Below are 25945 nucleotides of genomic sequence, written 5' to 3'. Positions count from 1 at the left end.
ATGTCCCGGTTGCGGCCGCGCGGGGGAGGAAGGCGGCGCTTCTGGCGCGACCCTATAGACGAGTCTTGCGGCGCCGTTGCGGCGCCATGTCAGCCGCGCAGCTGATGCCCGCGCCGCCGGATCGCCAGGCTCTCCCAGGCCCCGACCAGCACCAGCACGGCCGTGGTCAGCAGCGACAGCACCAGGGGCGAGACCAGCGGCGAGACCGGGATCAGCAGCAGCAGCGCCGCCATCCCCGCGCTGCGCGACGGCGACCAGATGCGGAACACCGCCTTCTTGAACAGCACCCCGCCCAGCAGGAAGAGCAGCGGCCCACCGATCAGGGCGGCCGAGATCTTCGGATCGGCATGGCCCACCGGATGGTGGATCACCCACTCGTCGCCGACGGCCGCCACGATGATCCCCGCCACCGGCAGGAGGTGGCTGTAGGTGTAGGCGATGCGCGCCACCCGGCCCGGATCGTCGGAATGGCTGATCGCCTCGCTGGCCGCCTCGGCGGTGAACGAGAAATAGATCCACCACATGGCGATGCTGGCCACGAAGGCCGAGGCGAACGAGGCCGCCACCACCGGCGTCCAGTCCATGCCGGCGGCGGTCGCGCCCATGACCAGGATCGACTCGCCCAGGGCGATGATCGTGAACAGGGCGCAGCGCTCGGCCAGGTGCGCCCCCTCCACCGTCCAGTCGGCGGTCCTGCTGCGGCCCAGGCCCGGGGTCCAGAAGCCGGCGGCCGGCGAGGCGTATTCGATGGCGATCGCCGCCGCCCAGCAGGCCAGGCGCAGGCCGTCATGGGCCAGACCTCCGGCGATCCACAGCACGCCCGACACCGCGAGCCAGGCGGTGATGCGCAGGAAGTTGAGCTTCAGTCCCCGGTCGTGGCGCACGCTCCAGGCGGTGAACAGGCTGCGCCCCACCTGGATGCCCACATAGGCCAGGGCGAACAGCAGTCCCCTGCCCTCGAAGGCCGTGGGGATCGACATGGTCATCACCATGCCCGCGGCCATCACCAGGAACAGCATGATCTGGACCGGCGGCCGCTCGGGATCCAGCCAGTTGGTGACCCAGGCGGTATAGATCCAGGCCCACCAGACGGCCATCAGCAAGAGGCCCGTCTCGACCACGCCCAGCAGGCTGGGGTGGCCGATCAGCCCATGCGACAGCTGGGTGATCGCGAACACGAACACCAGGTCGAAGAACAGCTCGACATAGGTCACCCGCGCGTGGCCGCCCTCGCGAATACGCAGCAGGCCCCCGCCCCTGGTCTTGCTCATGATCGCTCGCGCCTTTCCGCCCGGAATCGAACCTCAGCCTAGAACGAATCTCCGGCTCGGACGCTATGTGGACATGAAGCCGCTCGACCTCTTGAAGACCCGGGCCGCCATCGTCGGCCTTCCCGTCGCCCTGACCCTCGGCGCGATCGCCGGCGTCGCCATGCAGATCGGCCCGCAGGAGCCTGAGCCCCAGCCCTACGCCGAGATCCAGGGCAGCCAGTACGCCGAGGCCGCCCCCATGGCCTGGCCCGCTGGCAAGGTTCCAGACTACGTCATCGGCCAGGACTTCCTGCGCCCGCCGATCGACGAAACGCCGGTCGTGCTGACCTCCGCCGACATGGCGCAGATGGGCCTGATCGAGCCCGCCAGCTACGAGCCCGATCCCGCCGACGCCGACATCGTCTCGGCCTCGGGCGCCACCACCGCGGCGCTGGACGACCAGCCGGCCGTCCCCACGGAACCCGCCGACGCCCCGCCCCGCAGCTTCGCCTCGACCAGCGGCGACATCCTCGACAAGCGCCTGCCCGAGGAAGTGGTGGCCGGCCCGCCGGCCCAGACCCCCGTCCCGACGGAAGTGGCTCTGCGGTACTAGGTTTCACGAACTCATCAGCAAGCAGGCCTGTGCGATAAAAGCCGCCTCCCTCGCCCTTGTGGCGAGGGCCCATGGCGGCCGCTGCTCAGACTGCGAACGACCTTGAAAGGTTTGAGCAGGTTGACCGATGGGTCCTGGGCGCGAGGCCCAGGAAGGCGTGATTGCATGTGCAAAGCCATCACAGCCGACTCCGGCCTCCCCCTTGCAGCCTCCCGTTCATGCGACCGGTAACTGTGCCGTTTCGCGCCACACGGGAACGACCATGGACGCTGCGGCGCCGGACAGGATCGAGGAGGAAGGCGGGCTCTTGCGCACGCTGGAGGCCTGGGCCTGCGGCTTCGTGCTGTTCATGCTGTCCAACGCCCTGATCGGGCCGTTTCTCGATCCGGAACAGGCCGGCGGCGAGGACATGCCGATCCTCCGCCTGATGTGGCTGCCGGTCTATGCGCTGATCCTGGCCCTGGTGCTGTGGCGCGCGCCCCGCCTGATGAAGTTCTGGCTGCCGGCCAGCCTTCTGAGCCTCTTGGTGTTCTGGGTGTTCGCCTCGGCCTCGTGGTCGTTCGACCCGGGCACCACCAACCGCCGCGCCCTGGCGGCGGCCTTCACCACCCTGTTCGGCTTCTACTTCGCCGCCAGCTTCGACGGTCGCCGCATGGCCGAGATCCTGGCGACCACCTTCCTGGTGCTCGGCGCCGGCGGCCTGCTGGCCGCGATCGCCTATCCGAAGATGGGCGTGCAGCACGACATCAACGCCGGCGACTGGCGCGGCCTGTGGTTCGAGAAGAACCAGATGGGCGCGATGATGGTCTACGGCGCCCTGGGCGCCATGGCCGCCATCCTGGCCGGCACGCGCCATCGCAGGCTGTTCATCGGCGCCATCGTGCTGTGCGCCTTCATGATCGTGATGAGCAAGTCCAAGACCTCGTTGATGGTGCTGCTGATCGGGCTCGTCGGCTCGGGCCTGCTGGGCATGATGCGGCGCGGGCCGGCGACGGCGATCACGATGGTCTGGCTGGGTGTCACGGTGATCGGCGGCGCGGCCATCGTCATGTGGCTGGCGCCGGAGCTGCTGTTCAAGGCCCTGGGCAAGGACCCCACCCTAACCGGCCGCACCGAGATCTGGGACGCCCTGATGCGCCAGTCGGCCAAGGCCCCGCTGACCGGCTACGGCTATGCGGTGTTCTGGCGCGACGACTCCGTGCCGGCCCTGTTCATCCGCAAGGAAACCGGCTGGAACGTGCCCACCGCCCACAACGGCTGGCTGGACGTGCTGGCCCAGTTGGGCTGGATCGGCGTCGGGCTCTCGGCCCTGGTCCTGGGCCTGCCGCTGCTGGTCGCCCTGTTCCGCTTCGACAAGGTGCGCGACGGCTACTGGGCCACGCTGTTCCTGGTCATCTTCCTGATCACCACCTTCTCGGAGAGCTTCATCCTGGAGCGCAACGGCATCGCCTGGGCCCTGGCCTGCGCGGCCGCCACGCGCCTTCTGGGGCCCGTCTTCGGCCGGGCCGGTGCGCTGCAGCCGGCCCGCGAACGGCGCCCGCGCGAGGAGCCGCCGCTGACCTGGCGACTGGCGCCGCCCGACCCCGCGCCCGAAATTTGGAGCCCCGCCCCCGCTTTCGGACGCCGGACGGTCTCGCCTTTGGTCGCGCGTCCGACTATTGGAGCGGCATGACCGACTACACCCACCAGCAGATCGTCGCCCGCGGCGCGCGCGCCGACGCCGAAGCCGCCGCCGACGCCATCGACAACATGCCCGGCCTGGAAGGCGCCACCTACTCGATCCTGGAAGAGGACGAGGACAAGGGCATCTGGCGCATCGACGCCTTCCCGACCACCGAGGACGAGGACGCGGCCCTACTGGAACTGCTGGGCGGCTATCCGCTGAAGGTCGAGCGCGAGGCCCTGGCCGACGCCGACTGGCTGGCCATGGCGCTGTCGGGCCTGCCGCCCGTGCGCGCCGGCCGCTTCTTCGTCTACGGCATGCACGATCGCGGTCGCCTGCCGGCCAGCACCGTCAACCTGCGCATCGAGGCCGGCGCGGCGTTCGGCACCGGTCACCACGGCACGACGGTCGGCTGCCTCCAGGCCTATGACCGCCTGATCAAGGCCAGGAAGTTCAACAAGGTGCTCGACGTCGGCGCCGGCACGGGCCTGCTGGCCATCGCCGCCGCCCGCACGGGCAGCAAGCTGGCCGTCGGCACCGACATCGACAAGCCCAGCGTGCGGATCTCAAAGGAGAACGCCAAGGTCAACATGGCCAACGCCCGCTTCGTCCACGCCTCGGGCCTGTCCAACAAGCTGGTGGCCGAAAACGCCCCCTACGACCTGGTGTTCGCCAACATCCTGGCCCGCCCGCTGATCAGCCTGGCCCAGGACATCAAGCGCGCCCTCGTCCCCGGCGGCACGGTCATCCTGTCGGGCCTGCTGCGCACCCAGGAGCGGATGGTCAAGGCCGCCTACCTGTCGCGCGGCTTCAAGGTGGTCAGCTGCATCCACCGCGACGCCTGGGCGACCCTGGTGCTGCAACGGCCGTAGACTCTCGGCGCCGCCCCTCGACGACGAGGGGCGGAACGCCCCCGCTTGCCTCCACGTTCTCTCGGACAACATCGTTCGAGGAAACGACCATGACCTACACCGACCCTTCGCTTCACCCCGAGGCCCCGCGACAGCCCGAGCGCGTGGTGGAAGTCCGCCGCGAGTCCAGCCCCCTGGGCTGGCTGGTCGCCGGCGTCGTGGCCATCGTGGCGGTGATCGCCGTGGCCTTCATGCTGACCTCGCGTCCGATGGACGCCAGTTCCGACCAACTCGCCCAGGCCCAGGAACAGGGCCGCGCCGCCGGCCTCGTCGAGGGTGCGCAGGTGGGCCTGCAGACCGGCGCCGACCAGGCCCGCCAGGCCGCCGAGGCTTCGGCCCGCGAAGCCGCCTCCGCCGCCGAGAGCGTGCGGCGCCAGACCGAGACCCAGGCCCAGACCGCCGCCGACGCGGCGCAGGACGCCGCCGCCACCGCTCCGGCTGCGACCGACGGCACGGCCCCGTCGCCCCAGGCCGATCAGCCGCGATAACTCCCTTCCAAGTCGGGCGCATGCGGCATACATCGGTCGTCATGCGCCAGACCTTCGATGAATCCACCGATCCGGGCTTTGGCCCGCGCCACGTTCCGCTGATCCGCGAGGCCATGGCCCGCCAGGGTCTCGACGGCTTCCTCGTGCCGCACGAGGACGAGCACCAGAACGAGTACCTGCCCGCCGCCAACGACCGCCTGGCCTGGGCCAGCGGCTTCACCGGCTCGGCCGGGGCCGGCGTCATCATGAGCGACCGCGCCGCCGTCTTCGTCGACGGCCGCTATACGCTTCAAGTCCGCGAGCAGGTCGACCAGGGCGTGTTCGAGATCCGCGACCTCGTCGAGGGCGGCGTGCCGGCCTATCTGGAGACCGCCAGCAAGGGCGCGGTGATCGGCTACGACGCCCGCCTGCACAGCCCCGCGGCGCTGGACGTGCTGAAAGCCGCCGCCGCCCGCGCCGGCGCGACGCTCAAGCCCGTCGCCGCCAACCCGCTGGACGAGGCCTGGGGCGCTCAGCGTCCGGCCCAACCGCAGGCGCCGGTCGTGCCGCATCCGGTGCAATACGCCGGCGAGGAAAGCTCGGCCAAGCGCGCCCGCGTCGGTTCGGGCCTCGCCTCGACCTTGGGCGCCGATGCGGCGGTGATCACCGCCCCCTCCTCGATCGCCTGGCTGTTCAACATCCGCGGCGGCGACGTCATCCGCACGCCCCTGCCGCTGGCCCAGGCCGTCCTGCGCGCCGACGGCAGCGCCCGCCTGTTCCTCGACCCGGCCAAGGTCACCGAGGACCTGCCCGCCTGGCTCGGTAACGAGGTCTCGCTCGAAGCGCCCGAAGCGCTGGAAGGCGCCCTGGCCGAGCTCTCCGGCAAGAGCGTGCTGGTCGACCCGGCCCAGTCGTCGGCCTGGTACTTCGACACCCTGGTCGCCGCCGGTGCCAAGGTCGTGCGGGGCATGGACCCCTGCACCCTGCCCCGCGCCTGCAAGAACGGCGTCGAACTGGACGGCACGCGCGAAGCCCACCGCCGCGACGGCGCCGCCCTGACCCGCTTCCTGCACTGGCTGGCCACCGAGGGCCAGACGAGCCCGCCGGACGAGAAGGAGGCCGTCGCCAAGCTGGAGGGCTTCCGCGAAGCCACCGGCGTGCTGAAGGACCTCAGCTTCGACACCATCGGCGCGGCCAACGGCCACGGCGCCCTGCCCCACTACCGCCCGACCGAACGCTCCAACGAGCGTGCGGCGCTGGGCTCGCTGCTGCTGGTCGACAGCGGCGGCCAGTACCTGGACGGCACCACCGACGTCACCCGCACCGTGGCCATCGGCGAGCCCTCGGCCGAGATGGTCACGCGCAACACGCTGGTCCTGAAGGGCCACCTGGCCATCGCCCGCCTGCGCTTCCCGGCCGGCACCACCGGCTCGGCCATCGATGCGCTGGCGCGCATGGCGCTTTGGGCCCACGGGCTGGACTACGACCACGGCACCGGCCACGGCGTCGGCGTCTATCTGGGCGTTCACGAGGGTCCGCAGCGGATCTCCAAGGCGCCCAACACCATCGCCCTGCAGCCTGGCATGATCGTCTCCAACGAGCCCGGCTACTACAAGGACGGCGAATACGGCATCCGCATCGAGAACCTGGAAGTCGTCATGCCGGCCGAACCCGTGGCCGGCGGCGACCGCCCGATGCACCGCTTCGAGGCCCTGACCCTGGCCCCCATCGACCGCCGCCTGGTCGACAAGGCGCTGCTCACCGCCGAGGAAGTCGCCCAGTTCGACGCCTACCACGCCCGAGTGCTGAAAGAGATCGGCCCGCGCGTCGAGCCGGAGGTCCGCGCCTGGCTGGAAGGGGTGTGCGCGCCGCTTTAATCCTTCTCCCCTTGCGGGAGAAGGTGTCAGCGCAGCTGACGGATGAGGGGTCGCACCCACGAAAAACGCCGCGGCAGCTGGTCGGCTGCCGCGGCGTCTTGCTTTTGAGAGAAGCTACTTCACCCGGGTCCAGGTCTGGGTCTTGCACAGCGGCGCGACCACGCAGCCCTTCAGCTTCAGGGTATCGGCGTTGGTCATGGTGATGGTGCCCGAATAGGTCTTGCCGTCGTCGGCCTTGTAGACCTTGCCGCCGGTCCATTCGGTCGGGCCGCCGCTGAAGCCCCACAGAAGTTGCAGGCCCTTCAGCGGGCGCGTGCGCAGCGACGGATCCTTGTTCTTCTCGTCCTTGAGGGCCGGGTTCTTCTTGATGTTGTCCGAGGTCAGCAGCTTGCCGCACAGGCTGTTGCCGCAGCGGCTGATCTCGACCTGGCCGCCGTTGGTCTCGGTCTGCCACAGACCCGAGATGTCGGCGGCCATGGCCGGCGCAACGAAGGCGGCGCTGGCGACGGCGGCGAGAATGGCGGTCCTGAGCATTCGGTTTAGACTCCCTTGGCGCGTTGCGTTTGGAACGCGCGTTTTATCCCTCGTCGCCTATCTCGCCGTGATCGGCAAGGCGATTTCGGGGCGCCGTTCAGCGCAGGGTCGTAACCATCGCCTGAGCCGCCTGGTTCCGCTCGCGCTTGCCGCCCCAGCCGGCGGTGGCCTTCTCCAGGCGCGGCTTGAGCCAGTCCTGAAGCGGCGCGTCGACCAGGCGCTCGAACAGCCAGGCGAACACCAGGGCGGCCGGGAAGGCCATGGCCCAGATCGCCCAGTGGGCGGCCTCGGGCAGCGCGACCTTCTGGTCCAGCAGGCGCTGCATGGCGAACCACACCGCGCCGACGAACTGGTTGGTCAGGTAGAGCGAGAACGACAGCCGACCGCCGGTCTTGGCCCAGCCCCAGCCGTTCTGGGCCGAGCCGCTGGCGGCGAAGATCAGCAGGCCCAGCAGGGCCAGGCTCGGATAGGCGAACTCGCCGATCACGTTCAGCACCACGAAGCCGACCACCGCGAACACGGCCAGGGCGTCGGCCAGCTTCGGGCCGATCACCACCTCGCGGGCCAGCCGGGCGATCAGCACGCCCATCAGGAACAGCGGGATGGCGCGATAAAGGCCGTTCTTCAGGTGCAGGTGGAACGACGGCAGGCCGAACACCTGGCGCGAGAACACGTCCACGGCCACGAACACGGCGCAGCCGACCAGCAGCGCCATCCACGGCGAGCCGATCCTGCCGAACAGCCGCCACATGGTCGGGAACAGGGCGTAGCAGACCAGCAGCGCCGAAAGGGTCCAGGTCGGCATGTTCCAACCCGACGGCCCCTGGAACCCCCACGTCTGAATGAGGAACACCTGCTGGGGCAGCTGGTCCCACTGGTACCATTGCGGATTGCGCGGCTGCATGCCCAGCGCCGTGGTGCCCAGCACCAGGGCCACGAAGGCGGCGATCATGACCAGGTGCGCGGGCCACACCCGGCCGATGCGCTTGATCAGGAAGGCGCCGTCGTGGATCCGGCCGTCCGACACGCGCGAGCCATAGGCCCGGCCCAGCACGTAGCCCGACAGCAGCAGGAAGAAGTCGGTAGCCAGGTAGCCCCGCCCGAACGCCGGGTGGATCGAAAACAGCGAGACCGGCGCCTGCTCGGCGTAGTGATAGACCACGATGAAGAAGGCCGCGAAGAACCGCAGCGCATCCAGCGGCCCGCCGCGGGACAGCGGACGCGCGACCTTGGCCGTGTTTGCACCAGTATCGGACATGGCGGACTCCTTCGGAAAGGAAGGAGCAAAAGCGGCGCCAGGGTCAAGATCCTCCCCCTGAAGGGGGAGGTGGCCCGAAGGGCCGGAGGGGGAAGTTCCTGATGAGGTCGGTAGATCCGCCACCGTCGCAGCCCCTTCCCCCTCAGTCGCTCCGCGACAGCTCCCCCTTCAGGGAGAGCGTCTGTGACGAAGATCCTCCCCCCCTGGGGGAGGCGGCCGAAGGCCGGTGGGGGGACGTTTTCAGCTTTCGGGGCGATGGGAAGTCAGCCCCCACCGATCGCTTCGCGATCACCTCCCCCAAGGGGGGAGGTTCTCTGAACGACCAGATCAGTCCCCGCGGTCGCCCTTCATCAGGCGGGCCTTGTCTCGCGCCCAGTCACGCGCGGCTTCGGTCTCGCGCTTGTCGTGGTTCTTCTTGCCCTTGGCCAGGCCGATCTCCAGCTTGGCCAGGCCCTTCTCGTTCCAATAGAGCTTGAGCGGGATCAGGGTGCGGCCGTCGCGCTGCACCGCTCCGATCAGCTTCTCGATCTGCTTGCGGTGCAGCAGCAGCTTCCGGTGACGGCGCGGCTCGTGGTTGAAGCGGTTGGCGTGGCCGTAGGGCGGGATATCGGCGTTGATCAGCTTGATCTCCCGCCCTTCGACCGATGCATAGGACTCGGCGATATTGGCCCGGCCGACGCGCAGCGACTTAACCTCGGTGCCGGTCAGCATGATGCCGGCCTCGAAGGTCTCTTCGATGAAGTAGTCGTACCGGGCGCGCCGGTTTTCCGCGATCGGCTTGGTCATCAGACCAGACCCGCCTCGCGCATGGCTTCCACGATCGCCGGACGCACGGCCTCGCTGCACGGCGTGATCGGCAGGCGCACGTCTTCCGTCGACAGGCCCAGCTGGGCCAGGGCGAACTTGGTCGGACCCGGCGACGAGTCGAGGAACAGGGCCTTGTGCAGCTTGATCAGGCGGTCCTGCCAGTAGCGGGCCGTCTCCCAGTCGTTGCCGACGCAGGCGTTCATGAAGGTGGCGCAGGCGTCCGGCGCGACGTTCGAGGTCACCGAGATCACGCCGTGGCCGCCGTGGGCCATGTAGCCGAGCGCGGTCGGATCATCGCCCGACAGCATGACCCAGTCCGGGCCGCAGGTGATGCGCTGCATGCTGATGCGGGTCAGGTCGCCGGTGGCGTCCTTGATGCCGACGATGTTGGGCAGCTTCGACAGGCGCACCAGCGTTTCGTTGGAGATGTCGACGCCGCTGCGGCCCGGCACGTTGTAGACGAACACCGGCAGCTCCACGGCGTCGTTGATCGCCTTGTAGTGCTGGTACATGCCTTCCTGGCTCGGACGATTGTAGTACGGCGTGACCACCAGGGCCGCGTCGGCGCCGACGGTCTTGGCGTGGCGCGCCAGGTCGATGGCCTCGTCGGTCGAGTTCGACCCCGCGCCGGCGATCACCGGCACGCGGCCGCGGGCGGTCTTCACGCACAGCTCGACGACGCGCTTGTGCTCGTCATGCGACAGGGTCGAGGTCTCGCCCGTCGTGCCGACCGGCACCAGGCCGTGCACGCCGCCGGCGATCTGGCGCTCGACCAGGGCGACGAACCCTTTCTCGTCGACCTCGCCGTTCAGGAACGGGGTGACCAGGGCCGGGATGACGCCCTTGAAAGGGGAATGGACCATGACTTGCAATTTGCCGTGAGCAGACGCCGCGAGAGTTGCGGCTGAAACGTGGGGGCGGACAATATGTCTCCGCCCCCATCGACCGCAACTGGTCGTTCCGACCTTTTCGTCACTCTGCGGTGTTGAAAGGCGGGTCGATCAAGCGGCGAACCGGGCTATACGGCTCATGCGGCCCAAAATCGGCCGCCAGACGCCCTCATCAAGGGCTCGGACCACCGCCTCGGTACTGAAGGAGACCGCGTTTTGGCTTTTGGGATTCGTCGGCTTCTTCTTGGTTGCGTCAGCCTGACCCTGGTCGCGAGCGTCGCCGACGCCCAGACAGAGCAGCTGGACGAGGAAGGCCTGCCGAGCGCGCCCCAGCCCTATACCGGTTCGGCCCGTCCCGGCCTCGTCAGCACCCCGCCCACCGCCTATGCCGGCACGCTGTCGGACACCGACGCGGCCAACCTGCGCGCGGCGGTGATGGGCCAGCGCTCGGCCTCGACCGTGCGCGCGGCGATGATGGGCATCTCCGATCCCCTGGCCCGCAAGATCGCCCTGTGGGCCCTGGCCGACGTCGGCGCCGAGAGCATGAGCTTCTTCGAGCTGGACCAGGCCCGGCGCGACCTCAACGGCTGGCCGCGCAGCTCGCGCCGCGACCTGCCGGCCGAGAAGGCCCTGTCGACCTCCGGCCTCACCCCGGTCCAGACCATCGCCTGGTTCGGCGGCTCCGAGCCGCAGACGGCCGAGGGCGCCATGGCCCTGGCCGGCGCCTACCAGGCCAGCGGCCGGGCCCAGGACGCCACGAACCTGATCCGTCGCTTCTGGCGCGGCAAGACCTTCGAGGCCGACGCCCAGCGCGCCATGCAGGCACGCTTCGGCGCGATACTCACCGCCGACGACTACGCCCAGCGCGCCGACATGCTGCTGTACGGCCCGCAGGGGCCGGCCGCGCGCGACATGGTCGCCATGCTGCCCTACGACCAGCAGGCGACCGCCCAGGCCCGCATCGCCCTGCGCGCCAACGCCGGCAACGCCAACGACCTGGTGGCCGCCCTCACCCCGGCTCAGCAGGTCTCGCCGGGCGTCGCCTTCGAGCGCGCCGCCTACCTGCGCCGCAAGGGCATGGACGTGATGGCGCTCGACCTCGTGCGCTACTTCCCCGCCGCCCCGCCGTCGGACGACACCGCCGGCCCCATCTGGCGCGAACGCAAGCAGCTGGTCATGTCGGCCATCAAGAACGGCGACAGCCGCGGCGCCTACGCCGCCGCCAACGCCGGCCTGCCTGGCGGCGCCGACGCGGCCGAGGCCGAGTTCTTCGCCGGCTGGATCGCGCTGTCGCGCCTGAAGGACGCCAACGCGGCGGCCGCCCACTTTGGCCGCATCAACGAGATCGGCGCCTCGCCGATCACCCGCGGCCGCGCCCTCTACTGGCAGGGCCGCGCGGCCGAGGCGCAGGGCGACGTCATCGCCGCCCAGGCCTTCTACGCCGAGGGCGCGCGCCACATCACCACCTTCTACGGCCAGCTGGCCGCCGAGAAGGCCGGGATCAAGGAAATCCGCCTGGAGAAAGACCCGGTGGTCACCCAGGCCGACCGCGCCCGCTTCGAGAGCCGCGAGCTGATCCGCGCCGCCAAGCTGCTGCGCGACGTCGGCGCCAACGACGCCTTCCGCGCCCTGGTCCTCTATATCGACGACCAGCTGCCGACGGCCCAGGAGCAGGCCCTGCTGGTCGACTTCGCCCGCAACACCGGCGACCAGGACCTGGCCATGCGCGCGGTCCGCACCGCCGCCCAGCGCGGCTTCATCCTGCCCGAGCGCGGCTATCCCCTGCTCGACCACCACTTCACGCCCATTCCGGGCGCGGCCGAGACGGCCTTCGTCTATTCGATTTCGCGCCAGGAGAGCAATTTCGACCCCCGCGCCCGCTCGTCGGTCGGGGCGCGCGGCATGATGCAGCTGATGCCGCCCACCGCCGCCGGCGTGGCCCGCAAGCTGGGCGAGAGCCACAGCGTCGATCGCCTGTTCGAGCCCGACTACAACATGCGCCTGGGCTCGGTGTACCTGGGCGACATGATCAACCGCTTCAGCGGCTCCTACATCATGGCCGCCGCGGCCTATAACGCCGGCCCCGGCCGTCCGCCGCAGTGGACGGCCCTGTGCGGCGACCCGCGCGGCGCCAGCACAGATCCGCTCGACTTCATCGAGTGCATCCCGTTCAGCGAGACCCGCAACTACGTGATGCGCACCCTGGAGACGACCATGGTCTACCGCGCACGCCTCAACGGCGGCGTCGCCCCCCTCACCCTCTCGGCCGACCTCAAGCGCGGCGGCTACAGCTACGCCCCGGCCTCGGGAACCATGGCGCCGATCGGGGGGCGGTAGGTAAAATCCCTCTCTCTTTGAGAGAGGGAGGGGCCCGCCGCGCAGCGGTGGGAGGGTGAGAGGTTTCACCACTGGTCGGCAAACCTCGATCCATCCCGCCACCGCCCGCGGCTGAACGGCCCTGCCTCAGTCGGTGAGTTTGTCACCTCTCACCCTCCCACGCCTACGGCGTGGGCCCTCCCTCTCTCTCAGAGAGAGGGCCAAGGAACTCAGATCCCCTTCTTCTTCGCATAGGTCTCGAACAGCGTCGGCCAGGCCGCCACCGGCTTGCCTTCGATCGAGCGCAGGCCGAAACCGTGGCCGCCTTCCTCGAAGACGTGCAGTTCTGCCGGGATGGCCTTGGCCTTCAAGGCGGCGAACATCATCAGGCTGTTCTCGACCGGCACGGCCTTGTCGTCGGCGGCGTGGACCAGGAACACCGGCGGCGTGCGGCCGCCAACGCCGGTCTCGGCCGAATAGGCCTGCACCGCTTCGAAAGACGGAGACGCGCCCAGCAGTTGCTTGCGCGAGCCGGCGTGGGTGGTCCCGGCTGTCATGGTGATCACCGGATAGATCAGGGCCGACAGGTCCGGGCGCGCGGAAAGATCATCGGCGGCGTCGACGCGATCGTAGACCTGGGCCTCGAAGCGGGTGGTCAGGCTGGCCGCCAGGTGTCCGCCGGCCGAGAAGCCCATGATGGCGATGCGGTTCTGCGCGAACTTCATGCCCGGCGCCCACGAACGCACCAGGCGCAGCGCCCGCTGGGCGTCCTGCAGCGGCGCGTCCGGCCCCGCCCCCCAGCCGTCGCCCGGCAGGCGATAGAGCAGCACGAAGCAGGTGTAGCCGCGGTCGGCCAGCCATTGGGCGGTCTCGAAGCCTTCCTTGTCCATGACGACGCGCTCATAGCCGCCGCCGGGGATCAGGATCACCGCCGCACCATTGGGCTTGCGCGGGCGGAAAAGGCTCAGCGTCGGCTTGCGGGTGTGGGTCACGGCCCGGTCGCGCGGCCCCTTGCCGTCGCTGCGCTCGATCACTGTCTCCTGGGCCGTCACGCCGCTCGAGCCCGGCGGGTCATTGGGCCACAGCGGCCGCACCTCGCTGGGCTCGGGCACGGCCGGCTTGCGCGCGGCGCTGGCCATGCTCGCGGTCGACAGGGCGGTGATCCCTGCCAGCAGGGCGAAGGCGCTCCGGCGGTTCAGTTGCGGCATGACGTTTCTCCCGAACTCTACTGCAAGCGTGATAGCCGAAAGTGTCAGCGGTTTCGGCGGCCATCACGCGCCAACTCAAGTTGGGCCGGACCTTAGAGCGCCCGGTAACCGGTGGACAAGCTCAGCGGCCGCCGAACCTCAGGTGATGCAGAACGATCCCGCTGGTGGTCGCCACGTTCAGCGAGTCGAAGCCGCCCGCCATCGGTATGCCGATCCCCTCGGCGCGCGCGATGACGTCGGCCGACAGCCCCGGCCCCTCCGCGCCCAGCAGCGCCGCCGCCCGGGCCGGCGGCTCCAGCTCCGCCAGGGTCCGCTCCGCCGACGGCGTCAGGGCCAGCGGCGTGAAGCCCGCTCCCCGCAGCAGGTCGACGGCGTCCTCGTCGCGGCCGATCCAGCCCGTAGGCACGCTCAGCGTCGCCCCCACCGAAACCCGGATGGCCTTGCGATAGAACGGATCGCAGCAGTCGGCGTCCAGCAGCACCGCGTCGGCCCCGAAGGCGGCGGCGTTGCGGAAGATGCCGCCCAGATTGTCGTGGTTGGCGATGCCGAACAGCGCCACCACCACCGCCCGCTCGGGCAGCCCCGCCAAGAGGTCGGCGGCCGGGATCGCATCGGGCTTGCGACCCACGGCCAGTACGCCGCGATGCAGGTGGAAGCCGGCCAGCGCGTCCAGCACCGCCTGCTCGACCAGATAGACGGGCGTCTCGCCGGGCAGGCCGTCGAACACCTCCGACAGCTTGTCCCGTCGCTTGGGATCGATCAGCAGCGATTCCACCCGCCCCGGCGCATCTCGCACGAACGCCCGTAGCACCGTCTCGCCCTCGGCGATGAACCGCCCTTCCCGGCCGACCAGGTCGCGCTCCTTGATGTCGCGATACGCGGCCACGCGCGGGTCGGCGGGATCGGTGATGGTGACGAACTGCGGCACGGGGGCTCCGCTTGGGACTCTACCGCACGCCCCGTATCGGAAGGATCGCCAGACCGCCAGCCATGGCCAGCCCCGCCGCCACCAGGAACAGCGAATGATAGTCCGTGCGGCTGGGCCCCAGGAACCACACCGCCAGCACCGGGGCCAGGGCCTGGGGCAGCGTGTTGGCCAGGTTGATGACCCCCAGGTCCTTGCCCGCGTCGTCCTGCGAGGGCAGCACCTGGCTGACAAGAGCGATGTCGACGGCGTAGTAGCAGCCCGCCCCGCAGCCGAAGACCACGAAGCCGGCCAGCACCACCGTCCAGCCCGGGGTCAGCGAGAAGGTCACCATGGCCGCCGCCAGGATCATCGCCGCGCCCGCCGCGAACAGCTTCCGCCGTCCCAGCCGGTCGCTCAGCATGCCGAAGATCATCGCGCAGCCCACATTGGCCACGGTCGCCACGGTGGTCAGCAGGGCCAGCCCCTGCTCGGCCCGCCGGCCGGGGAACAGCGCCGGATAGTTCAGCGCGTCCTGAAGGTAGTAGAGCATGTAGCACTGGGTCAGGGTGATCGCGACCAGCACCATGAACCGGCTGACCCAGGCCAGGGCGAAATCCGGATGCTTGCGCGGATCGACCCACAGTCCTTTCAGGAACGCCACCAGGCTGAAGCGCTCGGTCGCGTCGGCGGTGATCGGCGGATCCTTCAGGCGCAGGGCGAAGGGCGCGATGGCCAGCACCAGCACGACGCCGATGGCCGCGTAGCGCGAGGCCTCCGAGGCCAGCAGCCCGCCGACCAGCACCGCCCCGGCCACGGCGCCGATGGGGTGGCCCAGACTCAGGAACGCCGCCACCCGGCCCTTCTGGGCGTCGGGCACGCGGTCGGGCAGCAGGGCCAGCAGAGCGGCGAACAGCATGTTGAAGGCCAGCTGGAAGCCGATGACGCCCAGGATCAGCTCCAGGCGGCTGTCGGCCAGCATGATCGCCACATAGGCCATGAGCGTGCCCACGAGGCCGATCAGCAGCCAGGGCCGCCGGCGGCCGAAGCGCGAGGTCGTCCGGTCGCTGATCGCCCCGGCCAGCAGGTTGGCGACGCTGGCGGTCAGCGCGCCCCAGAACGCCGTCTGGCTGAGAACCAGGGCCTTCTGGGCGGGATCCAGCGCGGCGGCCTTCAGCGGCAGCAGCACCTGGATCAGCGGCATGAAGCTGATGAACGCGCCGATCTGGGCGAAGGTGAAGGCGGCGATGAAACTGGGCCGAACCGGTTCGACCGGCCGGCTGGCGCCGCTCCGCGACATGGCTGCTCCCTGTAACCGACGCGGTCATTAAAGCCGCCGCGTTCGCCTGCCCGGCGACCTTCGCCGCGCCTTCAGCCCCCGGCAAGGGGCCTTCAGGCCTGTCCCCGAGTTTTTTCGTCGCTGGCGGGGTCGCCCTAGGCACGACAAATGCTCTAGGCTCGGACAAAGGGTTGAGTCCGGTAGCGGGGGAAACGGCAGACCGATGGCCTCGGTGACGATCTACGACGTGGCGGCGCGCGCCGAGGTTTCGATCAAGACCGTCTCGCGGGTCATGAACAACGAGCCTAACGTGCGGCCGATGATGCGCGAGCGCGTGCTCGAGGCCGCGCAGGCGCTCGGCTACAGCCCCAACCTGTCGGCCCGCAGCCTGGCCGGCTCCAAGAGCTTCGTCATCGCCGTCTTCGTCGACGCGGCCCTGACCATCGACCACTGGCGCAGCGAGCGCGGCGCCGACTACCTGTCGCGCATCCAGCTGGGCGCCACGCTGCAGTGCCGCGACGCCGGCTACCACCTGCTGGTCGAGCTGATCGACCACGAGGCCCCGCAGATCCGCCAGGAGGTCGGCGCCCTGCTGGCCGCGCTCAAGCCCGACGGCGTGATCCTGACCCCGCCCAGCTCCGACAACGAGATCGTGCTGGAGCTTTTGAACAAGTCCGGCACGCCCTATGTGCGCCTGGGTCCGGAAGAGACCGACGGTCCCGGCCCGCGCGTCCACATGGACAATTTCGCCGCCGCCCGCGACGTCACCGAGCACCTGGCAGGCCTTGGCCACAAGCGTATCGGCTTCGTGGTCGGCGAGCCGCGCCACGGCGCCAGCCAGGCCCGCCGCCAAGGCTATCTGGCGGCCATGGAGGCCCGCGGCCTCTCCGTCGACGAGGCCTGGATCCGCCAGGGCGACTTCACCTTCCAGTCGGGCCACGACGCGGCCAAGGCCCTCTTGGCCCTGCCCGACCGCCCCACCGCCATCTTCGCCTCCAATGACGACATGGCGCTGGGCGTGCTGGCCGCCGCCGCCGAGGCCGGCGTGCTGGTGCCCGGCGAGGTCTCGGTCGCCGGCTTCGACGACAGCCCCAGCGCCCGCTTCTCGCGCCCGCAGCTGACCACCGTGCGCCAGCCGGTCGTGGAGATGGCCGAACTGGCCACGCGGCTGCTGATCAAGGGCCAAGTGAAAGGCGGCGCGGCCGGCGCCATGGCCGCGCCGATCGACGAGCTCTTGCCGTTCGAGCTGATCCACCGCGCGTCCACGGCCCCGCCGCCGGCGCCCTAGAGCGCGCCAGGGTTAGGTGCGCGCGGCTCACCCGCCCGGGCGCGCTCAATCTAGAGCCCGATGTAGCCCCGGCGCACGGCGGCGACGACGGCCTGGGTGCGGTCGCCGACGTCCAGCTTGAGGTAGATGGTCTTGAGGCAGGCCTTGATCGTGTCGGGCGACACCGACATGCGCCGGGCGATCTCCTTGTTGGCCCGCCCCTCGGCCACCTGCAGCAGGATCACCCGCTCGCGGTCGGTCAGCGGCTCCTCCAGCGCGTGCAGGGCGATCTCCTGGGCGATCTCCGGCGCCAGCACCCGTCGCCCGGCATGGACGTTGCGGATGGTCTCCAAGAGCTCCTTGCGGATGCAGTTCTTCAGCAGATAGCCGCTGGCCCCCGCCCTCAGGGCGCGCAGGGCCAGGGTGTCGCCGGGATAGGTGGTCAGGACGATGACCGCCGCCCGCGGATCCAGGCCCCGGATGCGCTCGATCGCCGCCACGCCGTCCAGGCCCGGCATCTGGATGTCCATCAGGGTGACGTCCGGCCGCAGCGCGGCGAAGGCCTCCAGCGCCTGGATCCCGTCGGCCGCTTCGCCCACCACCCGCATGTCGGCCTGCCGGTCGACGAGCCCGACGATGCCGTCCCGCAGCATCGGATGGTCGTCGACCACCAGGATCCGGATGAGCCCGGCGGAGACGCTCGGATCATCCATGCCAGGGCCTCCCCTTCCAAAGCCGCGAGAGCGGCTCGCGCCACGACGGCCAAGGTCGGGGACTATAGGCCGTCCGCGCCGGAATGGTGACGACGATGCGCGTGCCTCCGCCCGGCGGACTTTCGATGGCCAGCCTGCCGCTGAGGGTGCGCGCCCGCTCGCGCATGCCCGCCAGTCCGAAATGGCGGTGGCGGCCGCCCTCGCGCAGGATGTCGGGCGCCATGCCCCTGCCGTCGTCGACGACCGCCACGGTCAGTCGGCGCGATCCGAACGCGACGCGAACCTCGATGCAGCCGGCGCCGGCGTGGGCCCGCGCGTTGGCCACGGCCTCGCCGACGATCGCCAGCACCTCGTCGGCGGCGATCTCGTCCAGCGCCCGGGGCGCGCCTTCGACAAAGACGCCCACCGGCGGCCCGCCCTCGCCGCCACGGGCCTGGGTCAGCTTGGAGAGCGCCGCCTCGAGGTCTTCGGCGCGATCGGCCGCGCGCAGGTCCAGCACCCGGTCGCGGGCCTGGCCCAGCGCCTCGTCGGCGGCGTCGAGCGCCCGTTCCAGCGGCGCCCGCTGGGGCTGCTCGCGCGGCAGGTCCTCGACGATCAGCTGGAAGCGCAGGATCAGCCCCTGCACGCCCTGCAACAGCGTGTCGTGCAGTTCGCGGGCGATCCGTTCGCGCTCGGCGATCCGCTCGTTCATCCGTGTACGGATTCTCGCTGTCACCGCCCGCAGCCGGACGCGGTAGAGCCCCCAGATCATGGCCGCGAAGACCAGCAAGCACAGCACCAGGAACAGCCGTGACTGCCAGAAGGTCGGCGGCACGGTTACGTCGAGCGACGCGCCCGTGGTGTTCCAGACCCCGTCGTCGTTCGCGGCCATCACCGTGAAACGATACTGGCCCGGCGGCAGGTTGTTGTAGAAGGCCGTGCGGCGCGATCCGGCCTCCACCCAGCTCTCGTCGATCCCCGCCAGCCGATAGCGGAAACGTACTCGTCCCGGCGTGCGCAGGCTCAGCGCCACATAGTCGATCTGCAACCGCGAGACCCCGACCGGCAGGGTGACGGCCCCGGTCGCCGGCAGCGCCCGCCCGCCCGCCGTCGCGGCCCGGATCAGGATCGGCGGCGGCGCGTCGTTGCGCATCAGGCCGCCGGGCGTGATGCGCATGACGCTGGCCGTGCCCAGGAACCACAACCGCCCGTCGCCGCCTCGCGCCGTGCGCACGCCGTCATAGCGCGCCGAACCGCTGGTCAGGCCGTCCAGTTCGTCGAAGACGCGATGCGGGATCGGATCGTCGGGATGGGCGAAGGCCCGGTTCAGGTCGGCCGCCGACAGCCGCACGATGCTGGAGAAGGTGAACAGCCAGACCTCGCCGTCGGGCGTCTCCAGCATGTAGCGCACGTTGCGCAGCCAGGGATGGCGACGCAGGTCGATGTGCTCGATGCGGCCAGGCGACAGCCGCGCCAGGCCCGCCGCTCCGCCGACGACCAGGCCGGCCGCGCCGTCGTTGACGAAGGTCAGGCGCCCCAGCCGCAGCTGCGCGCCGCTCCAGGTCGTGGTCTTGCCGCCCTCGATGCGGGTCAGGCTGGAAAAGCCGCTGATGACGATCGGTCGCCCCTGGCGGTCGATGGCGAACTGCTCGTCGACGCCGCTGGTCAGCGCCCGCCGGTCATGCCAGCCGGCGCCGTCGTGCATCGCCAGCTTGTGGTCGTTGGACGAGACCCAGAGCGTCCCGCCGGCTCCGACCGCGCATCGGAACAGCGTCCGGCGCTTGTCCATCGCGAAGGACCGGACCGTGCGGCCGTCCCGGATCTCGTCCACGACGCCGTCGTGCAGCAGGAACACGACGCCCTCGCCGCCGCACAGGACGATGTCGCGCGTCAGCCCCTCACGGATCCGGACGGGCGGCTTGTAGGGGCGGATCACGAAGAGGCCCGCGCTGTCGCTGACATAGACGAGGCCGCGACCGTCCTCGGCGACGAAGTATTCGTCCGCCCCGGCGGGGATCGCCGCCTCCTCGACGATGCTGGGCGCCACGAAGGCGTTGAGGCCCCGGTCGCCGCCGGTCCAGACCGTGCCCTCGCGATCGACGAACACCGACGCCGCCTGGTCGTCGGTCAGGCCGTCCTTGACGCCGTAGGTCGTCATCACGCCCGCCCCGTCGGGATGGGTGATGCGGAACAGGCCGGCCGAACCGGTCGCGCCCCACAGGCTGCCGTCGGGCGCGAAGACGATCTTGGTGCGCAGGCGCCGCCCCGGCGCCGGATAGTCGGGCAGGCCGCGCGCGCTGGTCTGGCCCGCGGCGTAGTCGGGCAGCCGGCGCGTTCCCTCCTGGTCGGAGATCCAGATATGGCCGGCGGCGTCCTCGGCCAGCCCCGCGCCCACGCCGACCCGGGCGTTGCTCAGCTCGAAGCGGCGCGCGCCCCGGCGCAGGAAGAACAATTTGTCCAGCGTGGCGACCCACAACACGCCGTCGCGCGCCGCCACCACCGACATGATCCAGCCGTCGGGCGCGCCCCAGCTCTCCTCAAGCGTCTCCCAGCGCCCGCCGACGAACCGCGACAGCGAGTTCGTGGCCCTGGCGTTGACCGCCCAGATGACGCCGTCCTGATCCTGCAGCAGTTCGGTGATCTGGCGCGAGGGATCGGGCATGCCGGTCGAGGCGAACCGACCATCCCGGAAGACCGACACCCCCTCCCCCTGAAACCGGCCGACCCACAGCTCGCCCGTGCGGGTCTCCAGCATCTGGGCGACGCCATAGAAGACGGTGGGATCGTCGCTCGCCGGCGAGAAGGTGTCGAAGGTCACGCCGTCGAACCGCGCCAGGCCGTCCGAACCCGAGATCCACAGATAGCCGTCGCGCGTCTGGGTGATGTCGTTGATCCGTCCGGGGGCCGAGGCCGCGCCCCGCCAGGCGGTATGGCGAAACTGCGCGATCGACAGGGCGTCGGACTGCGCCGGCGCCGCTGTCGGGGCGAACAGGAAGGCGGCCAGCAGCGCCAACGCGAGGGCGGCCCGCGAACCTCGACAGTCGATCATCGCGTCCCCCTGAAGCCGGACTGAAGCCGAGCCTCACACTGCGCCGAACCGCGCCGCGCCCGCATACCCATCCGGGTAAACACTCGCTCCCCGGTTGGCATTGAGGGCTCAAGCACACCGGACGAACAGTGTCATCGGAAATCGCGGAGGCGTCGACGAACGCCGGCCGCACGCCTCCGGAGAAACACCGATGACCCGTACATTCCTCGGCGCCGCAATGGCCGCCGTCCTTGCCGCCGGCCTGGCCTCGGCCTCGCCGAGCCTGGCCCAGCCCCCGCCCTTCCCCGTCGGCTTCAAGACCAGCCAGATCACCACCAACGGCGCGACGATCCACGTTCGGGTCGGCGGCAAGGGACCGGCGGTCGTGCTGCTGCACGGCTATGGCGAGACCGGCGACATGTGGGCGCCGCTGGCCGCCGACCTGGCCCGCGACCATACGGTCATCGTGCCAGACCTGCGCGGCCTTGGCCTGTCGTCGCGCCCGACCGGCGGCTACGACAAGAAGACCCAAGCCGGCGACGTGGCCGGGGTGCTGGACGCCCTGAAGGTCGACAAGGCCGACCTCGTCACCCACGACATCGGCAACATGGTCGGCTACGCCTTCGCCATGCGCAGCCCCGAGCGAGTGGGCCGCTTCGTCCTCATCGACGCCCCCGTGCCCGGGATCGGCCCCTGGGACGAGATCACCAAGAACCCGCTGCTCTGGCACTTCCGCTTCGGCGGCCCGGACATGGAGCGGCTGGTGGCCGGCCGCGAGCGGATCTATCTCGACCGCTTCTGGAACGAGTTCTCGGCCGATCCGGCCAAGTTCTCGGAAGGCGCCCGCGTCCACTACGCCAAGCTCTACGCCCAGCCCGGCGCCATGCACGCCGGCTTCTCCCAGTTCGCCGCCTTCGACCAGGACGCCATCGACGACAAGGCCATACTCGCCGAGAAGGGCAAGCTTCCGATGCCGGTCCTGGCCCTGGGCGGCGAGAAGTCGTTCGGCCTGACCATGGCGGCGGTGATGCGCTACACGGCCAGCGACGTCACCGAAGGCGTCATCCCCGCCTCCGGCCACTGGATCATGGAGGAGAACCCGGCCGCGACGGTGAAGATCGTCCACGACTTCCTCGACGCCAAGCCGGCGGCCAGGCCATGAGCGCGCGTCGCCTGACGATCGGCTTTCTGGGCCTGGCGGGCGTCGCCGCGGCGGGTCCGCTCCACGCCCAGGACCTGCGCCTGACGCCGCCCGAGATCGCGGCCCTGGCCAAGGGCGGCGCGGGGGCCGGCACCTCCGGCGTCGCCGGGATCCGGACGACCACCCTGTACGGCGATCCGACCAAGGCCGGTCCCTACACGATCGAGATCCGCGTGCCGCCCCATACCCGCATCGCCGCCCACAGCCACAAGGACGACCGCACGGCCGTGGTGGTCTCCGGGACCTGGTTATTCGGCTACGGACGCAGGAACGAGGTCCCGCTGGTCAAGGAACTGCCCCCGGGCAGCTTCTACACCGAGCCGGCGGGCGTGGATCACTTCGCCCAGACCCACGACCAGCCAGCGTCTACATCTTCGGCTACGGCCCCACGAGCACCGACTATGTCGTCGCCTCGGACGCGCCCAAGCCCTGACCCGCCTGAACTGAACGAAAAAGGGGCGCGGCCCTCACGGACCGCGCCCCCTTTCGATCTTTAAAGCCTGAAGGCCTTAGCGGCCCGGCCGCGCGAACGCGGCGACCTTGGCCCGGGCAGCATGCACCGGATGCTCCGGCTCGGCGTAGCGCTGGGTCGGCGCGGCTTGGCTCGACCCGATGCGGAAGCCGCCGACGTGGTTGGCCAGGTCCGCGGCCTCGGCGCGCAGGGCGCGGGTGGCGTCGGTTGAGCGCTGGGCCATGGCGGTGTTGCGCTGGGTGACCTGGTCCAGCTGGCCGACGGCGCTGTTGACCTCGGTCAGGGCGCTGGCCTGCTCGTTGGCCGAGGCGGCGATCTCGTTGACCAAGCTGTCGATGGCGCCGACCTTGTCGACGATGCCGCGCAGGGCGTCGCCCGTCTGGCGGACCAGCTCGACACCCTCGCCCACCTGGCGGCTGGAGTCCGAGATCAGGCTCTTGATCTCCTTGGCGGCCTCGGCCGAGCGCTGGGCCAGGGCCCGCACTTCCTGCGCCACGACCGCGAAGCCCTTGCCGGCGTCGCCGGCGCGAGCCGCCTCGACGCCCGCGTTCAGGGCCAGCAGGTTGGTCTGGAAGGCGATCTCGTCGATCACGCCCAGGATATGGTTGACCTGGTTGGACGAGCTTTCGATCTGGCTCATGGCCTCGGCGGCGCGGGTCACGACCGCGCCCGAACGCTGAGCCTCGGTGGCGGCCTCGCCGACTCGCGAAGAGACCTCGCGGGCGCTCTGGGCGGTCTTGGCGACGGTCGAGGTCAGCTGTTCGACGGCGGCGGCCGTCTGTTCCAGGGTGGCGGCCTGCTGCTCGCTGCGCATCGCCAGGTCGTCGGCGGCCGAGGCGATCTCGTCGGCGCCCGAGCGGATGCCGCGCGTGGCGCGGTCGACCGCGCCCATGGCTTCGGCCAGGGCGGCTGCCGCCTGGTCGAAGTCGGACTTCAGGCTGACGAACTCGGGCGACAGGGCGCCGTCGACGCGGGCCGAGAGATCCCCGGCGGCCAGGCGCGACAGCGCGTCGCCCACGGCGCGCACGGCGTCGGCCTGGCGCTGCTCGGCGCTGGCGCGCTCGGCTTCCAGCTGGTCGCGCTCGTCCTGCAGCAGTTCCAGATAGGTCGAGATGGCCAGGTCCATGTCCAGCATCACGGCCTTGTTCAGCGCCACCAGGCCGTCGGCCAGCTCGGCGTCGTTCTTGGCGCTGGCGAACAGGCTCTTGGCGCGCTTTTCGACCATGGCGCGGATCAGCTTCTCGGCCACCAGGGCGTAGCCGCCGATGTACCAGCGCGGCTCAAGCCCGATGACGGCATGGGCCTTGCCGATGCGGGCGACGTCGCCCTGATAGTCGGCGCCGTACTCGGCGGTGGCCAGGCGACGCCAGTGCGAGGCCTGGCGGCCCTGGGCGTTGCTGATGTGGGCGTCGCTGGAGAACATCTTGCGCGTCTCGGGGAAGGCCCGGACCTGCGCGTAGAACGCGTCCAGCGCGCCGTTGATCTCGGCGTCGATCACCGGCTTGGCGGCCCGCAGGGCGGCGCGGTCCTTGTGGTCGAAGCGCATGAAGCTCATGCGCTGGTCGAGCTGGTTCTGCGCGCTCATGCCGCCACCCCTGGTCACTGGAATCCTGATCGGAAGAGCCGTGACGGCAATTCATTAACCAAGATTGAAACCCAGGCGGGTTCTTACGCAAAAGCCGTACAAGCCGCCGCCCTGCGACGACCCGTCACGCCGTCCAGAGATAGCGCCAGGTTTCCGAGATCGGCTTGCCGTCGCGGGTCAGGCGCAGGCTGAGCTCGGCCTGCTTGCCGACCGGCTTCAGCCCGAAGGCCGCGCGCACCGTCGCCGCCCGCGGATAGGGCGTGATGTTGCTCCAGGTGGTCTCGCCGCCCTTGGCCTCGATGTCGAGCCGCACGCCGTCCAGCCCGTCGGCCAGCATCGGACCCGACAGGTCGATGGTGAACATCCGAAGGCCGTCCTGCGCATCGGCGCCGGTGCGGGTGCGCACCACCCTCGCCTCGCCGTCGCCCAGGCGTTCACCGCCCCAATGCAGGCGGTAGGACAGGTCCACGCGCGAACCGGCCTCCCAGGCCTGCTCCGGCCGCCAGAAGACGGCGATGTTGTCGTCGCTCTCCTTGCGGGTCGCCAGCTCGGCCAGCACCACCGCGCCCTTGCCCCAGGCGCCCAGGGGTTCGACCCACAGGCTGGGCCGCAGGTCGTAGCGGGCTTCCAGGTCGCCGTAGTCCTCCAGCCGCCGCGCCCGCTGCACGAGGCCGAAGCCCCTGGGGTTCTCGTCCTGGAAGTACGACAGCCGGTGGGCGGTCGGGTTGGTCAGCGGCCGCCAGATCTGCTCGCCGGTCCCGGTCAGCATGGCCAGGCCGTCGCTGTCGTGCACGGCGGTGCGGAAGTCGTCGCCCCGCGGCCCGTCCGAGACGTTGAACAGGAACATGCTGCTCTGCGCGGCCACGCCCATCTTCGTCATCTTCACGCGCGGGAAGATCGTCGCCGTGACGTCGAAGGTCACCGCCTGGCCCGGCCGGATCGTGAAGCTGTAGGCGCCCGTGCAGCTTGGGCTGTCCATCAGCGCGTGGACCACCACCGTCTCGGCCCCGTCGGCCGGACGCTCCAGCCAGAAGCGCTCGAAACTGGGGAACTCTTCGTTCGGCTCGCCCGCGCCGATGGCCAGGCCCCGCGACGAGAGGCCGTAGAACTGGTCTCGACCCAGGCTGCGGAAATAGCTCGCGCCCTGGAAGACAGCGATCTCGTCCAGCTTGTCGGCGCGGTTCAGCGGCCACAGCAGCCGCAGGCCCGAAAAGCCGCCGATGGCCTTGGCCGCGCCGGCGTGCTCGCCGGGCACGTCGAACATCTCCGGATCGAACGGCACCGGCCGCGCGACGCCGCCCTCGACCTCGTAGATCGGGAAGACGCGCGGATAGAGATAGGCCGGCGGGAAGAACTCGGCGCGGAACGGCGCGGCGCGGTCGGCCCACAGGGCGTGCTCGCCGCGGAATCGGATGCGGAAATATTCGTCGTAGGACAGGCCGGCCAGGCCCCCGCCACCACTCTTGTCGCCGCTGGCGACCGGCGCGCGATAGGGTTTCTTGGCTAGGTTTTCGGCCAGGCCGCGCAGGATGTCGGGCGAGAACGCCTCGCCTTCCACAGGCGCCGGTTGCGCCGCAACAAGACGGGGGAGCATGGCCACCAGGGCTCCGAGAGACAGCGTACCGAGCGCGCCGCGCCGGCTGACAGAAGCAAATTCCATGCGGCCCTTCTATGCCGCGCGCCCGGGCGACGCTACAAACCGAGCGTTGGATTATCGCCTGTT

At 70.3% G+C, this 25945-nt stretch carries 21 protein-coding genes; 9 read left to right on the top strand and 12 right to left on the bottom strand.

Going from position 1 to position 25945, the window contains the following annotated elements; all coding sequences use genetic code 11:
* Positions 1–89: 89 nt before the first annotated feature.
* Complete coding sequence (locus V6S85_RS19095) at positions 90–1271, bottom strand: low temperature requirement protein A (RefSeq protein ID WP_334349927.1); 1182 nt, start codon at positions 1269–1271, stop codon at positions 90–92.
* 73 nt (positions 1272–1344) lie between these two features.
* Between V6S85_RS19095 and V6S85_RS19090 the strand changes: the two genes are divergently transcribed.
* The 5 genes from V6S85_RS19090 (at position 1345) to V6S85_RS19070 (ending at position 6781) form a co-directional block, all read left to right on the top strand.
* Complete coding sequence (locus V6S85_RS19090; RefSeq protein WP_334349926.1) at positions 1345–1863, top strand: hypothetical protein; 519 nt, start codon at positions 1345–1347, stop codon at positions 1861–1863.
* Positions 1864–2125: 262 nt separating this feature from the next.
* The gene (locus V6S85_RS19085; RefSeq protein WP_116567272.1) at positions 2126–3535 is read left to right on the top strand and encodes an O-antigen ligase family protein; all 1410 of its coding nucleotides are present in this window, start codon (positions 2126–2128) and stop codon (positions 3533–3535) included.
* Entirely contained in the window at positions 3532–4398 is an 867-nt protein-coding gene (locus V6S85_RS19080) for a 50S ribosomal protein L11 methyltransferase (protein WP_334349925.1), read from the top strand. Before V6S85_RS19085 ends, V6S85_RS19080 begins: the two co-directional genes overlap by 4 nt.
* A gap of 89 nt (positions 4399–4487) precedes the next feature.
* Complete coding sequence (locus tag V6S85_RS19075) at positions 4488–4925, top strand: hypothetical protein (protein ID WP_116567268.1); 438 nt, start codon at positions 4488–4490, stop codon at positions 4923–4925.
* 41 nt (positions 4926–4966) lie between these two features.
* The gene (locus tag V6S85_RS19070) at positions 4967–6781 is read left to right on the top strand and encodes an aminopeptidase P family protein (RefSeq protein WP_334350018.1); all 1815 of its coding nucleotides are present in this window, start codon (positions 4967–4969) and stop codon (positions 6779–6781) included.
* 114 nt (positions 6782–6895) lie between these two features.
* On the opposite strand, the gene V6S85_RS19065 is transcribed toward V6S85_RS19070, so the two are convergent.
* From V6S85_RS19065 to dapA, 4 genes are all read right to left on the bottom strand, one after another.
* Positions 6896–7315 carry a DUF2147 domain-containing protein gene (locus tag V6S85_RS19065; RefSeq protein ID WP_101713653.1) on the bottom strand — a complete coding sequence of 140 codons (420 nt, stop codon included), beginning with the start codon at positions 7313–7315 and terminating at the stop codon, positions 6896–6898.
* Positions 7316–7412: 97 nt separating this feature from the next.
* Positions 7413–8573, bottom strand: a complete 1161-nt coding sequence (locus V6S85_RS19060) for an acyltransferase family protein (protein WP_334349924.1) — start codon at positions 8571–8573, stop codon at positions 7413–7415.
* 327 nt (positions 8574–8900) lie between these two features.
* Positions 8901–9359 (bottom strand): SsrA-binding protein SmpB, encoded by a 459-nt coding sequence (gene smpB, locus V6S85_RS19055; protein WP_058349779.1) that lies wholly within the window; start codon positions 9357–9359, stop codon positions 8901–8903.
* Positions 9359–10243, bottom strand: a complete 885-nt coding sequence (gene dapA, locus V6S85_RS19050; protein WP_116567260.1) for a 4-hydroxy-tetrahydrodipicolinate synthase — start codon at positions 10241–10243, stop codon at positions 9359–9361. Before dapA ends, smpB begins: the two co-directional genes overlap by 1 nt.
* 243 nt (positions 10244–10486) lie before the next feature.
* On the opposite strand from dapA, the gene V6S85_RS19045 reads away from it, so the two are divergent.
* On the top strand, positions 10487–12607 hold the full coding sequence (locus V6S85_RS19045; protein WP_334349923.1) for a lytic transglycosylase domain-containing protein: 2121 nt from the start codon (positions 10487–10489) through the stop codon (positions 12605–12607).
* Between the two features lie 209 nt (positions 12608–12816).
* Here the strand turns inward: V6S85_RS19045 and V6S85_RS19040 are convergent, their stop codons facing one another.
* From V6S85_RS19040 to V6S85_RS19030, 3 genes are all read right to left on the bottom strand, one after another.
* Complete coding sequence (locus V6S85_RS19040; protein WP_334349922.1) at positions 12817–13794, bottom strand: alpha/beta hydrolase; 978 nt, start codon at positions 13792–13794, stop codon at positions 12817–12819.
* A gap of 121 nt (positions 13795–13915) precedes the next feature.
* Positions 13916–14722 carry a TrmH family RNA methyltransferase gene (locus V6S85_RS19035; protein ID WP_334349921.1) on the bottom strand — a complete coding sequence of 269 codons (807 nt, stop codon included), beginning with the start codon at positions 14720–14722 and terminating at the stop codon, positions 13916–13918.
* Positions 14723–14741: 19 nt separating this feature from the next.
* On the bottom strand, positions 14742–15998 hold the full coding sequence (locus V6S85_RS19030) for an MFS transporter (RefSeq protein ID WP_334349920.1): 1257 nt from the start codon (positions 15996–15998) through the stop codon (positions 14742–14744).
* 202 nt (positions 15999–16200) lie between these two features.
* Here V6S85_RS19030 and V6S85_RS19025 point away from each other — a divergent pair, with 202 nt between their 5' ends.
* A complete protein-coding gene (locus V6S85_RS19025; RefSeq protein ID WP_116567252.1) occupies positions 16201–17265 on the top strand; it encodes a LacI family DNA-binding transcriptional regulator in 1065 nt (354 codons plus the stop codon).
* 50 nt (positions 17266–17315) lie between these two features.
* On the opposite strand, the gene V6S85_RS19020 is transcribed toward V6S85_RS19025, so the two are convergent.
* Positions 17316–17957 carry a response regulator gene (locus tag V6S85_RS19020; protein WP_116567250.1) on the bottom strand — a complete coding sequence of 214 codons (642 nt, stop codon included), beginning with the start codon at positions 17955–17957 and terminating at the stop codon, positions 17316–17318.
* A complete protein-coding gene (locus tag V6S85_RS19015; RefSeq protein WP_334349919.1) occupies positions 17950–20985 on the bottom strand; it encodes a sensor histidine kinase in 3036 nt (1011 codons plus the stop codon). The genes V6S85_RS19020 and V6S85_RS19015 overlap by 8 nt, the downstream gene beginning before the upstream one ends.
* A 190-nt stretch (positions 20986–21175) precedes the next feature.
* Between V6S85_RS19015 and V6S85_RS19010 the strand changes: the two genes are divergently transcribed.
* Both V6S85_RS19010 and V6S85_RS19005 read left to right on the top strand, forming a co-directional pair.
* Positions 21176–22126 (top strand): alpha/beta fold hydrolase, encoded by a 951-nt coding sequence (locus V6S85_RS19010; RefSeq protein WP_334349918.1) that lies wholly within the window; start codon positions 21176–21178, stop codon positions 22124–22126.
* Positions 22123–22662: a cupin domain-containing protein gene (locus tag V6S85_RS19005; protein WP_334349917.1), complete on the top strand. Its 540-nt coding sequence runs from the start codon at positions 22123–22125 to the stop codon at positions 22660–22662. Before V6S85_RS19010 ends, V6S85_RS19005 begins: the two co-directional genes overlap by 4 nt.
* 12 nt (positions 22663–22674) lie before the next feature.
* On the opposite strand, the gene V6S85_RS19000 is transcribed toward V6S85_RS19005, so the two are convergent.
* Both V6S85_RS19000 and V6S85_RS18995 read right to left on the bottom strand, forming a co-directional pair.
* Positions 22675–24222, bottom strand: coding sequence for a globin-coupled sensor protein (locus V6S85_RS19000; RefSeq protein WP_334349916.1), 1548 nt, complete (start codon positions 24220–24222; stop codon positions 22675–22677).
* Positions 24223–24346: 124 nt separating this feature from the next.
* Positions 24347–25882 carry a glucan biosynthesis protein gene (locus V6S85_RS18995; protein WP_334349915.1) on the bottom strand — a complete coding sequence of 512 codons (1536 nt, stop codon included), beginning with the start codon at positions 25880–25882 and terminating at the stop codon, positions 24347–24349.
* Between the last annotated feature and the right edge of the window lie 63 nt (positions 25883–25945).

It is taken from the genome of Caulobacter sp. CCNWLW153, from assembly GCF_036889365.1.
Classification (GTDB): domain Bacteria; phylum Pseudomonadota; class Alphaproteobacteria; order Caulobacterales; family Caulobacteraceae; genus Caulobacter; species Caulobacter radicis.
The sequence above is the reverse complement of the archived record's forward strand: the minus strand, read 5'-3'. Positions and strand labels throughout refer to the sequence as shown.